We start from the raw sequence: 11,509 nt of genomic DNA on the forward strand, positions 1-11,509 counted from the left end.
AGTTCGCCAAAGCCGGTCCGCGGCCACGATCGAGCCGACCAGCCAAAGCCGTGCTGGTGCCTCCGCAGGAGGCACCAGCACGGCATTACGTCCACACCGGATCAAGCCCCAGCCATTGCGCCAGATCCTGTATCTCGTCCCGCACGCCCTTGCTGATCGCCTTGGTGAACGGAACATCCTCGTGAATCGCGAACACGTCCAGCTTCCCGGCCTTGCGATCGGCCTTGGCGTCGAGCTTGCCCACCAGCCGATCGCCGTGCAGGATCGGCAACGCGAAATACCCCCACCGCCGCTTGTCCTTCGGCTTGTACATCTCCAGGATGTACTCGAAGTCGAACAGTTCCATCGCCCGGTCCCGGTCGTGGACCAGCCGGTCGAACGGCGACAACAACGCCGTTCGACCGCTGAACGGCTTACCGATCGCGGCCGGATCGACCCGCCACTCACCCTCGATCCCCTCCACCACGGCGGGCTCGCCGGAATCGGCGACACTGAGCTGCTCACCCGGCGACCCGAAAGCGTTGGGCCGCACGATCCCCAGGCTCCGCACCCGACGCTCGTTCATCAACCGATGCGACTCCTCCAACGACAACGCCTTCGCGTCGGCCGGATAAACCCGCTCGGGCAGATCCCAAACCCGCTGCCGCCCTTGCCGAGCGGTGATGGCGACCTCGCCGCTCTTGAGCAGCATCTCCAGCATCTTGGTGACGTTGCGGTTGTTGGTCCACCCCGACGACGGCCACGACACCTTGCTGGTGTCGGGAATATCGCGCGACAACAACGGACCCGAGGTCTTCAGCAGCTCCAGGATGTCGCGACGAAACGACTCGTTGTCGTCCAACCACTTGCGACCGAACTCCCAATCCGCGGGGTACTCGGCCATGTCCGCCAGGTGGAGCCGCAGATCCTCCATGGGCCGCAGCATCGCGTTGTGCTCGAACATGGTCCGCTCGACTTCGAGCGCCCGAGTCAGATCCGCCGGACGATACGACGACCCGAGGCGGCTCCACGCCACGAGATCAGCACTGGGCGCGATGGCCGCCGTCGGGTCGACCTGCAACAGCGTCAGCTGCCGGGCCACGTCCAAAAGGTCGGTAGGACGCGGCGCGTCAAGCAGCTGTGCACGAACCGCAATCCGCCGAGCCTCAACGCGATCAAGCCGATGTGGAGTCATAAGGCCGGATACTAGCCCCGACCTGCGACACCGCCCTGGCTCCACGCCGCAGCCCAGCTACCCTCGCCGCTGGCTGGCTGGCTGGCTGGCTGGCTGGCTGGCTGGCTGGCTGGCTGGCTGGCTGGCGCAGCCGTGGGCTTGAGCTGAGCTGCGCCAGCCTTGGCTCGCGCACCGTCTGAGGCTGCGGCACCGCGCGGCCACCCCAGCGCCAGCCTTGGCCCGCGCACCGCGCGGCGGCTACTGCACGCCGCACGGCCCTTGGCTCGCGCATCGGTTTTGGCTGTGCCGCACGGCCCTTGGCCTGCGCACCGGTTCTGGCTGCGCCACACGGCCCTTGGCTCGCGCACCGCGCGGCGGCTACTGCACGCCGCACGGCCCTTGGCCTGCGCATCGGTTTTGGCTGTGCCGCACGGCCCTTGGCTAGCGCACCGCGCACCGGCTCTGGCTGTGCCGCACGGCCCTTGGCTAGCGCATCAGCTCTGGCTGTGCCGTGCGAGCCGCAGCTCACGCACCGCGCGACAGCTACCGCAGCACCGCGCGGCCCATGGGTCGCGCATCGGCTGTCGCGTCGCTAGCTGCTGGTCACCAGGCAGAACGGCTTCCCGGCCGGGTCGGCGAAGACGCGGAACGTCTCGCCCCCGCCCTCAAGCCTCGTGGCTCCCAGTCCCAGGACGGCCTTCTCGGCCGCGTCCAAGTCGCCCACCTCGACGTCCATGTGAACCTGCTGCGGGTGCTCAGGGTTGGGCCACTGCGGAGCCGTATAGCCCTCGACCTGCTGGAACAGCACCGGCTGCTCGCCGTCCGCGCCGATCATGCCCATGCCGTCGGCCTCGAACGTCACCGCCTTGCCCAACAGCTCCGCGTAGAACGCGGTCAGCTGCTTGGCGTCAGGCACGTCCAGCATCACGCCCATCAGCGTCGGCTTCGTGACCTCGTCGTTCCGGCACAGATCGAAGGGGTGCCCCGCCGGGTCGGCGACGGTGTACCAAGCTTCGTTCTTCTGCAACAGCGTCCCGCCCAGCTCCAGAACCCGAGCCAACGCCGCCTCCAGATCCGGCACCCTTAGGTCCAGGTGCGCCTGTTGCGGCAGGTCCTGGCCCGGCCACTGCGGCGGCTTGTGGTCGGGCACCTCTTGCAGCGCCACCTGCCAGCCGTCGTGGGTGTCGAGCACGATCCAGCCGTCCTCGCCTTCGGCTTCGGTCCACCCCGCCAGGTCCCGGTAGAACCGCGACAGGCCGGTGATGTCGGCGGCGTCGAGCGCGACGAGTTGAAGTTTTCCGATCATGGCTCCATCCTGCCCGCCGGGTCTGACATCCGGGGCCACTCAGTCGTGGGCTTGGGGCCGCAGCGTCTCCTTGACCTTCGCTATCGCGAACCCCCAGGCCTGGCCCGGCAGCACCTTTCCCGGCACCGAGACCTCCTCGGGGTTGGTGAGCACGTCCACCAGGACCGGCCCGTCGGCGGCGAACGCCTCGGCCAGTCCCTTGTGTAGCTCGCCGGGTTCGGTGACGCGGATTCCCTTGGCCCCCATGGCTTCCGCGACGGCCGCCAGGTCCGGGTTGGGCAGTACCGTCCCGAACTCGGGCAGCCCGGCCTGCTCCTGCTCCAGCTTCACCATGCCGAGGCGGTGGTTGTCGAACACGATCAGCTTCACCGGCAGCCGGTACCGCACCGCCGTGAGGATGTCGCCCAGCAGCATGGTGAGGCCGCCGTCGCCGCAGAACGCGATCACCTGCCGGTCCGGGAAGGCCGTGGCCGCGCCGATGGCCTGCGGCATCGCGTTGGCCATCGAGCCGAGATTGAACGATCCCAACAGCCGCTGGCCTTGTCGGAACTGGACGAATCGCGACAGCCACACCGTCGACATGCCGGTGTCGGCGGTGAAGATCGCGGTGTCGTCCGCGAGTTCGTTGACCGCCAGCGCCACCGATTCGGGGCGGATGTGGTGGTCCGGGTTGTCCACCAGGGAGCGCAGTTCGCCGACCGGTTCGCGGTCGTGGTCGGGGGCGGCGAGGCGTTCCTGGCCGACGTGCCATTTGCGGAACGCTTTCACCGCCTTGTCCAGGTGGCGCCGGGATTCGTTGCCGCGCAGTCGCGGCGCGAGTGCTTCGACGGTAAGCGCGGCGTCGCCGACCAGCCCCAGGTCCACCCGGGTGCGTCGTCCGATGTGCTCGGAGACCGCGTCGATCTGGACCACTGTGGGTCCTTCGGGATACCAGTCCCGGTAGGGGAAGTCGGTGCCGATCATGAGCAGTAGTTCGCAGTCCTCCAGCGCCGCCACCGCCGCCGGGTTGCCGATCAGGCCGGTCTGCCCGACCTGGTACGGGTTGTCCCAGTCGAAGGTCTCCTTGCCCTTGAGGGTGACCACGATGGGTGCGGCCAGCGATCCGGCCAGGCCGAGGACGGCGTCGCGGGCGCCGCTGGCACCGGCTCCGGCGAGGATCGTGACCCGGTCGCGGCCGTTGATGAGTTTCGCGGCTTGGTCCAGCAGCTTGTCGGACGGCACAGACGCGGCGGGTTCGTTGAACACCCGCACCTTCGGTTTCCCCGACACCTGTTGCGGCCCAACGTCGCCGGGCAGGCTCAGCACCGCGACGCCGCGTCGGGACACCGCCGCCTCGATGGCCTGCTCGATCAGTTGCGGTACCTGGCCGGGGGAGGTGATGGTCCGGTTGAACACCGACACGTCCCGGAACAGGTGGTCGTTGTCGACCTCCTGGAAGTAGTTCGAGCCCAGTTCCGGAAGCGGTACCTGGCCGGTGATCGCCAGTACCGGGGCGTGGCTCTTGGCCGCGTCGTACAGGCCGTTGAGCAGGTGGATCGCGCCGGGACCGACGGTTCCCGCGCACACGCCGAGTCGTCCGGTGAGTTGGGCGGCGGCTCCGGCGGCGAACGCGGCGACCTCCTCGTGCCGGGTGGCGATCCAGTCGATGCCGTCGGTGCGCCGGATCGCGTCGGTGACGCTGTTGAGCGCGTCCCCGACGACGCCGTACACGTGCGTAATCCCGCAGCCGACCAACCCGTCCACAAGGGTCTCGCTGACCGTCTTCGCCATGCCGTCTCCTCCAGTCCTATCCGTATCGGTCGGCCGAAGCCTGCTGCCAGTAGTGCGCCCACCAGCGCGGTGGTTCGTAGAGGAGTTCACCGTCGTGGAGTCGGTGCCCGGACTCGTCGAAGCGCCGCAGTGTCTGGTCGTCGGTGCGGCGCACCAGATCCTCAGCCCGCAACTGTTCCGGCGAGGTCAGACCCATGGCGGCGATCAGGGCGTTGGCGCTCTTGACCGTCTCGCGCTGGAACCGGTACACGCGTTGGGCCTTGTCGTCGACGACGAGTGCCCGGTAGCGTCGGGGGTCCTGTGTGGTCACTCCGACCGGGCAGGTGTTGGTGTGGCAGCGTTGCGCCTGGATACAGCCCAGCGCCATCATCATGGCCCGGGCGGCGTTGGTGTAGTCAGCGCCCTGGATGAGCCGCTTGACGATGTCGGCACCCGAGGCGATCTTGCCGCTGGCCGCCACCCGGATGTCGTCGCGCAGCCCGCAGCCCACAAGTGCCTGGTGGACGAACATGAGGCCGTCGGTCAACGGCATTCCCATGTGGTCCTCGAACTCCAGCGGCGCGGCCCCGGTGCCGCCCTCGCTGCCGTCCACAATGATGAAATCGGGTTTGATGCCGGTGGACAGCATGGCCTTGCACACCGACAGGAACTCCGCGGGGCGCCCGACGCACAGTTTGAAACCGGTGGGTTTGCCGCCGCTGGCCTCCCGCAGCCGGGCCACGAACTCCAGCAGTCCCACCGGCCCGGCGAAGGCCGAGTGCCCCGGCGGCGACACGCATTTCTCGTGCGCCGGAACTCCACGGGCGGCGGCGATCTCGGGGGTCATCTTCGCGGCGGGCATCACCCCGCCGATACCGGGTTTGGCGCCCTGCGACAGTTTCACCGACACGCACTTGACCCGGGGATCGCCCGCCTTGTCGGTGAACAGACCCGGATCGAAACCACCGGCGGCGGTGCGGCACCCGAAATAGCCCGAACCGATCTCCCACACCAGATCCCCGCCGGGCCGCAGGTGGTACCCGCTCAGGCCGCCCTCCCCGGTGTCGTGCGCGAACCCGCCCAGCTTCGCCCCGGCGTTGAGCGCCAGGATCGCGTTGGCCGACAGCGCGCCGAAACTCATCGCCGAGACGTTCAGCAGCGCCATCCGGTACGGCTTCGCGCACTGCGGGCCGCCGACGGTGACCCGGTGCGGCTCGTCCGGCGGCGACACCGGCGCGATCGAATGCGCCAGGAACTCCTGCCCGACGGCGTAGACGTCCAGCTCGGTGCCGAAGGCCTTCTCCTGGTTGTCGCCCTTGGCGCGTTCGTACACCAGTGACCGGGCATCCCGGTCGAAGGGACGGCCGTCGGTGTTGCGCTCGATGAAGTACTGCTGCAACTCCGGCCGCAGCGCCTCCAGCAGGAACCGGAAATGCCCCAGCACCGGGTAGTTGCGCAGGATCGAGTGCCGCACCTGCACCACGTCGAGGACGCCGACGGCGGCGACCGCCGCCAGCGGCAGCGCCGCGAGCAGCCACCAAGCCGAGACGGCGATCGACAGCGCCAGGGCCACGGCGGCCAGCAGCACCGCCAGCACCGGCGTGGTGAACCGGACCATGGCGGGACCATATCGGAACAAAACCGGCCAAGATCGGCATTCCCGACATCGCGCCACCGTGATCACCGTGGTTTAGCCGCCCCACCTCGGGGTAATCGCTGAAGCGGATCGGCGAAAGCGTGAATACCTCAACGGAAAGTCGTTTCCATGGCCAGGAGGGCCCGATGGTCACCAAGACCGATACGAACCTGATCAGCGTTGTCATAGCCGACCACCGCCACATCGAAGGCGTCTTCAAGGAACTGCTGAACCCCGCCACCCCGCATCCACGGCGGCAGCGGCTGCTGGAGCACGTCATCGGCGAACTGGTGCGGCACGCCACCGCTGAAGAACGCTACCTGTACCCGTTGGCGCGAGAGCTGCTGGTGGACGGAGACGAGGCCGTCGACCGCGAACTGGCCGAACATGTCGAAGCCGAAGCGGTGATGCGGAACCTGGAACGTCTCGACGTCGCCGACCCCCGCTTCCTCCCGCACCTGGAGAACCTGATCCGCATCATCCGCCACCACGTCGGCGAGGAGGAGCGGGTGCTGCTGCCCAAACTGGACCGTGCCGGTGAGGACTCGCAGCTGCGCGAACTCGGCCTGAAGATGTTGCGGTCCAAGGAAACCGCCTCGACAGTGCCACACCCCGACGCGACCGACCAGCCCTCGGCCGACCACCTTGTCGACACCGGAGCCGGATACGTCAACCGGTTGCGCGACCACCTGACCCGCACCTAAGCCCACCCAACCCCCACAGCGAGCGGTCCACCCGGACCGCTCGCTCTCGTTTACGCGGTGGGTTCCTGCGCCGCGTCGCGCTGCCGGATCCGGGCGTCCATCTCGGCCAGCCAGCGAAGCTCGTAGCGGCGGCCCACCTCGTCCAGCCACTCCGAGGTGAACACCTGCCGCAACACGGGCAGCACAGTGGACTCCTCGCTCTCCATCTCGCTGGCGACCTTGTGGCTGAACATGGTCAGCGAACGCGAGAAGTCCGCGGTCCCCAGATCCCGCTCCACATTGTCCAACTTGGCCTCCAGCTCCCGATGCTGGACGGTACGGGTACCGACGAGCTCGGAGCACGCGGGGGACTCACGCAGAAGTTCCCGGTAGACCTGCGTCTCGGTGGCGGCGTCGTGAGCCGCCAACCTCAGTCTCAGCTGCGAGATGAGGAACTCGGCGTCCTGTTCGTCCTGGCCGATCCGGTCGATGAGGTCGCGGATGTCGTCGTGGTCATGGGTTATGGCGGCTACGGCGTTCATGGCGCCTCCTGTATGCGAGGTTTCGGACTTAGCTCGATTTCCGCCGCACTGTTAGCAGCGTTACCCGGAACCCGAATCCGCTAACCAGTCGGGTTTGGGCGCGTCGGGGATCGGGTACCGAATCGGGTATGACAGGCGAAAACGAGCAGAGCACACCGCCCCCCACGCGTCGGGGCAAGCACCCGTACCGACGGTGGCGGACGGCGTGGAGACAGCACCGTGAGTCCAACATGGGCTACGTGTGGACACTGGCGCTGTTGATGCCAGGAGGCGACCGTGTTCGACGAGATTCATTCCCGGCACGGCCGTGACGGCCGCGAGGCGCGCACCGCGCTGCCGGTGTCGCCCCGGTTGAAGGCCGTCACCGCCGCGAGTGGCGCGCTGGCGTGTCTGACGCTGGCCGCGGTCCTGTGGGCGACCGGTTGGGGGCCGGGCTGGCTGGCCGTGGTGGTGCTGGTCATCGGCGTGTGGGCCGTGGCCGACACGGGGTTGCAGTGGCACCGGTACCGCGTGCGAAACCGTGACAATCCAACCAGGAAGGGCACCCAGACATGACGTTCACCGTCGCCGACCACATCCTCGCCCGACTGCGCGAATGGGAGGTCGACACCGTGTTCGGCTACCCGGGGGAGGGCATCAACGGACTGCTGGCCGCCTGGCAGCGGGACACCAAGAACGCCCCCCGGTTCGTACAGGCTCGGCACGAGGAGATGGCCGCGTTCGCCGCCGTCGGGTACGCCAAGTTCTCCGGACGGGTGGGCGTGTGCGCGTCGACCTCCGGGCCCGGCGCGATCCACCTCCTGAATGGACTGTATGACGCCAAGATGGACCACGTCCCCGTGGTGGCGATCATCGGCCAGACCGAGCGGGGTGCCATGGGCGGCACCTACCAGCAGGAGATCGACCTGCCGAACCTGTTCAAGGACGTCGCCGGAGCCTACGTCCACACCGTGACGGTCCCCGAGCAGCTTCCCAACGTCCTCGACCGGGCGATCCGCACCGCCGTCACCCGGTGCGCGCCCACCGCCGTGATCATTCCGCAGGACGTGCAGGAGCTGCGGTTCCCCGGTCCCAACGAGACCTTCCGCCCCTCGCCGTCCAGTGTGGGTATCGAACGGCCGGTCGCCGTACCCGACACCGACGCGCTGGGCCGGGCCGCCGAGGTCCTCAACGCGGGTCACAAGGTGGCCATCCTGGTCGGTCAGGGAGCCAGGGACGCCGCGCCCGAGGTCGCGCAGGTGGCCGAGCTGACCGGTGCGGGCGTCGCCAAAGCGTTGCTGGGCAAGGACGTCCTGCCCGACACACTGCCCTTTGTGACCGGTGCGACGGGTCTGCTGGGCACCCGGCCCAGCTACGAGATGATCCGCGACTGCGACACGCTGCTGGCCGTCGGGACCAGCTTCCCGTATGCGAAGTTCCTGCCCGGCATCGAGCAGGCGCGCGGCGTCCAGATCGACATCGACGGCGGTATGATCGGCATGCGCTACCCCTTCGAGGTCAACCTCGTCGGCGACGCCAAGGCGACGCTGCGGCTGCTGATCCCGTTGCTGGAGAACAACCGCAACCGTTCCTGGCGCGACAAGATCGAAGCCAACGTCGCACAGTGGTGGAACGTGATCGAACAACAGTCGACGGTCAGCGCCAAACCCACCAACCCGATGCGGACCTTCGTGGAGGCGTCCAAACGGCTGCCCGACGACGCGATCGTCACCTGCGACTCCGGTTCGGCGGCCACCTGGTACGCCCGGCACCTGAAGTTCGGCGAGCACACCCGCGGTTCGCTGTCGGGAACGCTGGCCAGCATGGGATGCGGTGTGCCCTACGGGATCGGGGCCAAGGCCGCCTTCCCCGAACGTCCGGTGTGGTGTTTCGTCGGCGACGGCGCGATGCAGATGAACGGCCTGGCCGAACTGCTGACGGTGGGACGGTACTGGCGCGAGTGGGACAACCCGCACTTCGTGGTCGTCGTCCTCAACAACGGCGAACTCAACCAGGTCAGCTGGGAGATGCGCGCCATGGCGGGCTCCCCGATGTTCCCCGAGTCGCAGACGCTGCCGCAGCTGAACTACGCCAGGTTCGCCCACGACATCGGCATGGTCGGACTGGAAGTCGGTTCCCCCGAGGACATCCCCGGCGCCTGGGACGCGGCGGTCGCCGCCGAACAGCCCGTCGTGATGGACGTCCACTGTGATCCGAACGTGCCGCCGATCCCGCCCGCGGCCAGCTTCGAGCAGATCAAGTCGACCACGGCGGCCCTGCTGAAGGGCGATGACAACGCCTGGGAGGTCCTGAAGGAAGGCGTGATGACGAAGATGAAGGAGATGGCGACGCGTCGCCGCGACTAGCGGCGGCCGGCCGTCTCCGGGAAGGGAGGCGAGATGCCACAGCAACAGTGGAGCGCCAAACGAGAACGCCAGTACGAGAAGATCAAGTCCTCGCAGAAGAAGCGGGGAGCCAGCGAAGACCGTGCCGAGGAGATCGCGGCCCGCACGGTCAACAAGAACCGCGCCCAGTCGGGTGAGGCGAAGAAGTCCAGCAAGCTGTCACGCGAGGACGTCTCGCCGCAGCACCGCGGCGGCAAACGCTCCGGCAACCGGCAGGGGCCGGGCGGCCCCACCCTGGACCAGCTGTACCAGGAGGCGCGGCGCAAGAACATCAGGGGCCGTTCCACCATGAACAAGGCCCAGCTGCAACGAGCCGTCGGCCGGTCCTGACCGACCGACGCGTAAAACGGGTGTCCCAGCTAGTTCTAGCTGGGACACCCGCGTGTGGGTGGGAGAAATGAGCTGAGGGGTGGCCAGCCAGGCGACGACGGCTGGCCACCGAGAAATGTCAGATGTTCGGCGTCGCCGCGCTGATGTCGGCCAGCGCCGATTCCGGATCGAGTTCCTCGGCCAGGTCTCCCAGGCTGACGATGCCGACCGGATGACCGGCCGAGTCACACACCGGCAGCCTCCGGACGCTGCTCTCGCGCATCTGGCGAACAGCGTCAGCGGTCGAGGAGTCGGGCGCCAGGCAGATCGCCGACGGCGAAGCCACAGCCCCGACCGGTGCCTCCTGCGGGTTGAAACCCTCGGCCAGGCCCCGCACCACGAGATCGCGGTCGGTGACGATTCCCGACACCCGGCCGTCGTTCATGATGATGACCGAACCGATGTCGTTGTCGCGCATGATCGCGGCCGTGGCCGAGACCGACGCGTCCTGTGGGACGCATACCGGATTGGGTGTCATGACGCTGGAGATTTGCGCACCCATGGTGATTACCCTCCTTGAGTCGACTCTGGCTGTGGAGTACCCAGCCGGACGAAATTCATGCGTCCAGCCGTTCCCGCAGCTTCGTCAGCGTCTGCCGCAGCAGCCGTGAGACGTGCATCTGGGAAAGGCCGACCTCGCGGGCGATCTCCGACTGGTGCAGGTCGTCGACGAACCGCAGTGACAGGATCCGGCACTCGCGGGGCGTCAGTTCCTTGATGGCCGGGCGCAGCAGCATCCGGGCCTCGGCCGAGGCCATGGCCGGGTCACTGCCACCGAGCGAGTCGATCAGTTCCTCCGACGACTCGCGGTGCGCCGGTGTGTGCAGCGACACGCCCTCGTAGGCGCCGACGCAGTTGATGCCGGCGCGGACCTGCTCCACCGGCATCGACAGGTACTCGGCGTAGTCCTCCAGTGTGGGACTGCGGCCGAGCCGCTGGGACAGATCCTTGGACGCCTCGTTGAACGCCAACCGGGTCTCCTGCAGGCGGCGCGGTACCCGCACCAGCCAGCCCTTGTCACGGAAGTGGCGTTTGAGTTCGCCGAGGATGCTGGGTACGGCGAAGTGGGTGAAGCCACCACCCCGTCCGCACTTGAAGTTGTCGACCGCGTTGATCAGACCCAGTCGGGCTACCTGGGTCAGATCCTCCAGCGGTTGCCCGCGGTGCTCGAAGCGGCGGGCGAGCCGGTCGGCCAGCGGCAGCGCGCGTTGCACCACGGTGTTGCGCAGCGCACGGCGGCGGGGATCGGTTTTCTTGAGTCGTTCCATCCGCTCCAGGACGGGTTTGACCTGGGGATCCAGGTCCTCACGCCGGGCGGGGGTCGGTTGGGTACGGGTTCTGGAAAGTGTCGCATTGCGCATGGTTATCACTTCCACGGTTGACGCCGGTCACCGCGCTGATGTGCGCTACCGACGGGAAGTTGTTCGCCATCTGTGCCCGTTGCTTGAGCACCTTCACGACGCCAGTTCGCGTTATGAGATCGACCTGTGAGCCAGGGGCCGTTGCTTGACCCTCAGAACTGGCTGTATGCCGGTCGTGATGGTCACGATACGCCCATTCGCCCCGTTGTGTCAAAGAGGGGCGATTTATTAAGGGAATCCCGAATTATCCTGCGGGACAGCAGTTCAAGAAAGATCCAAAATGGATTCAATGGTGTTTGTGTGGACAAACGTCCCCGAATCTGCTG

The 11,509-nt window shown here is 67.6% G+C and carries 11 protein-coding genes; 4 read left to right on the plus strand and 7 right to left on the minus strand.

Going from position 1 to position 11,509, the window contains the following annotated elements:
• Positions 1-85: 85 nt before the first annotated feature.
• The 4 genes from SNAS_RS13740 to SNAS_RS13755 form a co-directional block, all read right to left on the minus strand.
• The gene (locus SNAS_RS13740) at positions 86-1,174 is read right to left on the minus strand and encodes a winged helix-turn-helix domain-containing protein (RefSeq protein ID WP_013018036.1); all 1,089 of its coding nucleotides are present in this window, start codon (positions 1,172-1,174) and stop codon (positions 86-88) included.
• A 571-nt stretch (positions 1,175-1,745) separates the two neighbouring features.
• Entirely contained in the window at positions 1,746-2,459 is a 714-nt protein-coding gene (locus SNAS_RS13745; protein ID WP_013018037.1) for a VOC family protein, read from the minus strand.
• 39 nt (positions 2,460-2,498) lie between these two features.
• Positions 2,499-4,229 carry a thiamine pyrophosphate-dependent enzyme gene (locus SNAS_RS13750; RefSeq protein WP_013018038.1) on the minus strand — a complete coding sequence of 577 codons (1,731 nt, stop codon included), beginning with the start codon at positions 4,227-4,229 and terminating at the stop codon, positions 2,499-2,501.
• Between the two features lie 16 nt (positions 4,230-4,245).
• A complete protein-coding gene (locus tag SNAS_RS13755; protein WP_013018039.1) occupies positions 4,246-5,826 on the minus strand; it encodes an FMN-binding glutamate synthase family protein in 1,581 nt (526 codons plus the stop codon).
• Positions 5,827-5,990: 164 nt separating this feature from the next.
• On the opposite strand from SNAS_RS13755, the gene SNAS_RS13760 reads away from it, so the two are divergent.
• Positions 5,991-6,548, plus strand: coding sequence for a hemerythrin domain-containing protein (locus tag SNAS_RS13760; RefSeq protein WP_013018040.1), 558 nt, complete (start codon positions 5,991-5,993; stop codon positions 6,546-6,548).
• A gap of 50 nt (positions 6,549-6,598) precedes the next feature.
• Here the strand turns inward: SNAS_RS13760 and SNAS_RS13765 are convergent, their stop codons facing one another.
• The gene (locus SNAS_RS13765; protein WP_013018041.1) at positions 6,599-7,069 is read right to left on the minus strand and encodes a hemerythrin domain-containing protein; all 471 of its coding nucleotides are present in this window, start codon (positions 7,067-7,069) and stop codon (positions 6,599-6,601) included.
• 276 nt (positions 7,070-7,345) lie between these two features.
• Here SNAS_RS13765 and SNAS_RS13770 point away from each other — a divergent pair, with 276 nt between their 5' ends.
• Genes SNAS_RS13770 through SNAS_RS13780 form a run of 3 tightly spaced genes read left to right on the plus strand, consistent with a single transcriptional unit; the run spans position 7,346 to position 9,783 of the window.
• Positions 7,346-7,624, plus strand: a complete 279-nt coding sequence (locus SNAS_RS13770) for a hypothetical protein (RefSeq protein ID WP_013018042.1) — start codon at positions 7,346-7,348, stop codon at positions 7,622-7,624.
• On the plus strand, positions 7,621-9,414 hold the full coding sequence (locus tag SNAS_RS13775) for a thiamine pyrophosphate-requiring protein (protein WP_013018043.1): 1,794 nt from the start codon (positions 7,621-7,623) through the stop codon (positions 9,412-9,414). The genes SNAS_RS13770 and SNAS_RS13775 overlap by 4 nt, the downstream gene beginning before the upstream one ends.
• A 33-nt stretch (positions 9,415-9,447) precedes the next feature.
• Positions 9,448-9,783 (plus strand): hypothetical protein, encoded by a 336-nt coding sequence (locus SNAS_RS13780; protein WP_013018044.1) that lies wholly within the window; start codon positions 9,448-9,450, stop codon positions 9,781-9,783.
• A gap of 118 nt (positions 9,784-9,901) precedes the next feature.
• Here SNAS_RS13780 and SNAS_RS13785 read toward each other — a convergent pair whose 3' ends face one another.
• A complete protein-coding gene (locus tag SNAS_RS13785; RefSeq protein ID WP_013018045.1) occupies positions 9,902-10,324 on the minus strand; it encodes a CBS domain-containing protein in 423 nt (140 codons plus the stop codon).
• 55 nt (positions 10,325-10,379) lie between these two features.
• Positions 10,380-11,183 carry a SigB/SigF/SigG family RNA polymerase sigma factor gene (locus SNAS_RS13790; protein ID WP_013018046.1) on the minus strand — a complete coding sequence of 268 codons (804 nt, stop codon included), beginning with the start codon at positions 11,181-11,183 and terminating at the stop codon, positions 10,380-10,382.
• Positions 11,184-11,509 lie beyond the last annotated feature (326 nt).

It is taken from the genome of Stackebrandtia nassauensis DSM 44728, from assembly GCF_000024545.1.
In the GTDB taxonomy this organism is placed as follows: Bacteria; Actinomycetota; Actinomycetes; order Mycobacteriales; family Micromonosporaceae; genus Stackebrandtia; species Stackebrandtia nassauensis.

Coding starts and splice junctions, on each gene's coding strand:
- SNAS_RS13740 (WP_013018036.1), bottom strand. CDS start 1,174: ATGACTCCACATCGGCTTGATCGCGTTGAGGCTCGGCGGATTGCGGTT.
- SNAS_RS13745 (WP_013018037.1), bottom strand. CDS start 2,459: ATGATCGGAAAACTTCAACTCGTCGCGCTCGACGCCGCCGACATCACC.
- SNAS_RS13750 (WP_013018038.1), bottom strand. CDS start 4,229: ATGGCGAAGACGGTCAGCGAGACCCTTGTGGACGGGTTGGTCGGCTGC.
- SNAS_RS13755 (WP_013018039.1), bottom strand. CDS start 5,826: ATGGTCCGGTTCACCACGCCGGTGCTGGCGGTGCTGCTGGCCGCCGTG.
- SNAS_RS13760 (WP_013018040.1), top strand. CDS start 5,991: ATGGTCACCAAGACCGATACGAACCTGATCAGCGTTGTCATAGCCGAC.
- SNAS_RS13765 (WP_013018041.1), bottom strand. CDS start 7,069: ATGAACGCCGTAGCCGCCATAACCCATGACCACGACGACATCCGCGAC.
- SNAS_RS13775 (WP_013018043.1), top strand. CDS start 7,621: ATGACGTTCACCGTCGCCGACCACATCCTCGCCCGACTGCGCGAATGG.
- SNAS_RS13780 (WP_013018044.1), top strand. CDS start 9,448: ATGCCACAGCAACAGTGGAGCGCCAAACGAGAACGCCAGTACGAGAAG.
- SNAS_RS13785 (WP_013018045.1), bottom strand. CDS start 10,324: ATGGGTGCGCAAATCTCCAGCGTCATGACACCCAATCCGGTATGCGTC.
- SNAS_RS13790 (WP_013018046.1), bottom strand. CDS start 11,183: ATGCGCAATGCGACACTTTCCAGAACCCGTACCCAACCGACCCCCGCC.